Source organism: Xanthobacter autotrophicus, assembly GCF_030015065.1.
In the GTDB taxonomy this organism is placed as follows: domain Bacteria; phylum Pseudomonadota; class Alphaproteobacteria; order Rhizobiales; family Xanthobacteraceae; genus Xanthobacter; species Xanthobacter autotrophicus_D.
In genome coordinates this window covers 1-2,142 of record NZ_JAIVFN010000236.1, presented here as the reverse complement: position 1 = coordinate 2,142, position 2,142 = coordinate 1, and the positions used below count along the sequence as shown (strand labels likewise).

Below are 2,142 nucleotides of genomic sequence, written 5' to 3'. Positions count from 1 at the left end.
TGTAGCTGCAGTCTCGTGGGCTCGGAGATGGGTATAAGAGACAGCCCCTCCCCCGCATGCGGGAGAGGGGGCTGAGCTGCGACCGGACGAGGGCGATCCTGTCCTCCGCCCCCCTTCAGTTCGGCAGCACCAGGCAGGCGCCGCCGGCCTTGCGCAGGCGGTCGCAGGTTTTCATGCCCTCGGCCCTGGTCTGGGCCGGCAGGCGCACGCGATAGAAGGTGCGCGGGCCGCGCCCGCCCACCCGCGTCGCCACGATCACCGGGGTCAGGTCCGCGAACACGGCGGGATGCCGGCTCGCCTCCCGGCGGAAGGAGGCGAGGGCGATGTCGCGCGAATAATTGCCGGAGATCTGCACCCCCCAGGGCGCGAACAGGGGGTTGGCCGGCTCGCCCGCCAGCGGGACCGGCGCGCCCTTGCGCAGGGCGGCGACGGTGGCGAGGCAGGCCTCCTGCGGGAGCGCCGGTGCCTCGCTCGCTTTGTCCGCACCTTGCCGCCGCAGCGCGGCCCAGTCCTCCGCGGGGCGCCCGGTGATGATGCGCACATAGGTGCGCGTCTCCTCCGGCAGGCCGCCGCCATTGAGGAAGCCCGAGACGCGCCCGGGACCGGCATTATAGGCCGCCGCCGCCAGACCCAGATTGCCGAAGCGGCGGTTGAGGTCGGCGAGCAGCGCCGCCGAGGCCGGAATCGCCGCCTCCGGATCGAACGGATTTTCGAGCCCGCGCTCCTTCGCCGTGCCGGGCATGAACTGGGCGATGCCCTGCGCGCCCTTGTGGCTCACCACATGGGGGCGGAACGAGCTTTCGCGCCAGATGAGGCGGGTGAGGAAGGCGGCCGGAAGCCCCTCCTTCGCCGCCGCTGCGTCGATGAGGCGGCAGATGGCCTGGTCCACCGTTTCGCCCCGCGCTGGCGGCGCGGGATCGGGCGGAGCGGGCGCTGTCGATGCCGGCTTGTCCGGGGCGGCTTCGCCTGCGCTCTGGCTGAAGGCCGGCACGGCGCCGAGAAGGGCGGCGAGCGCAACAGCGAGGATCCGGCCGGCGCACCTGCAACAGGGCGATGCGGCCGCCGGCGCCATCCCTACCTCCCGCTGCCGAGCGGGCTGCCGAGGCCTTTCGCCGTGGCCTCGATCCAGTCGCGATGGAGCGACACCAATGTCACGCCGGTGACGCCGCCGCAGCCGCGGCTGCCCCCCGGCCCGGTGGCCCAGCCGGTGACGCCCGCCACCGCCCCGTCGCGGAAGGCCGGTCCGCCACTGTCGCCGGTGCAGGCGCCGGCCGCGCCCTCCGGCGCCGAGAGGCGCACCATGATGCCTCCAGTGGTGCCGATGGAGGGCAGCGCCACCGTGCGCAGCGTGCCGGCGCTCCGGGTCTGGCCGTCGGCGGCGACGCCATAGCCGGCGAGGAGGAAGGCGGTGCCCTTCTCGGGCAGGCCGTCGGCGCCCGCCAGCCGGGCGGTGCGGAAGCGACCGGGCAGGGGCTCGGCGAGCTTCACGAGGGCGAGGTCGGGGGTCGGGCGGCGGGTCTGGAACTGGCCGGCATCGAAGCGCGGATGCAGCGCGATGCGCTTCGCCGGCACCAGCCTCGGCGGCCCCTCGCCCACGATGGCCACCGCATAGTCCGCCGCCGGCGCCACGCAATGGGCGGCGGTGAGCACGAGGTCGGGCGCCAGCACCGCTCCGGTGCAGGAGGCGCCGCGGGTGGAGACGATGAGCACCGTCTGCGCCGCCACCTCCGCCGGAGCCGGCGCCCCGCCCACGATGGCCTGCGCCACACCCGGTGCAAGGAGGGCCGCGACGAGCGCGAGGGCGGAAAGGCGGGCGGCGATCATCCCCCGTTTGTGCCGCCCGCCGGACGGAGCGTCAATGGCGGGCGGCGGCGGCGATTTCCTTTCCCTGCACCGCGATGCCGTTCGGACACAGCTGCCTTGGCCGTACCGGCTTGAGCTTTACCGCAGGTCCTGCGCCGTCGTCGGGGTGGATCTGGCGGTGCCTCTGCCGCCCGGCATCCGGCAAAGTCCGGGGCCTGCCCCCCTCTCCATCCCTCCCCCGCACGCGGGAGAGGGGGCCGCATTGCTGCGGGTTCAGAGAAGGGCCTCCGTCCCCGCGCGCCCGTGAACCCTCTCCCGCGTGCGGGGGAGGGCTGGAGA

Annotated in this window: 2 protein-coding genes; both read right to left on the bottom strand. The window is 74.6% G+C overall.

Annotated elements, in window-relative coordinates; translation table 11 throughout:
• Positions 1 to 115: 115 nt before the first annotated feature.
• A complete protein-coding gene (locus K9U40_RS22680; protein ID WP_282892357.1) occupies positions 116 to 1,072 on the bottom strand; it encodes a lytic transglycosylase domain-containing protein in 957 nt (318 codons plus the stop codon).
• A 2-nt stretch (positions 1,073 to 1,074) separates the two neighbouring features.
• Positions 1,075 to 1,824, bottom strand: coding sequence for a S1 family peptidase (locus K9U40_RS22675; RefSeq protein ID WP_282892356.1), 750 nt, complete (start codon positions 1,822 to 1,824; stop codon positions 1,075 to 1,077).
• Positions 1,825 to 2,142 lie beyond the last annotated feature (318 nt).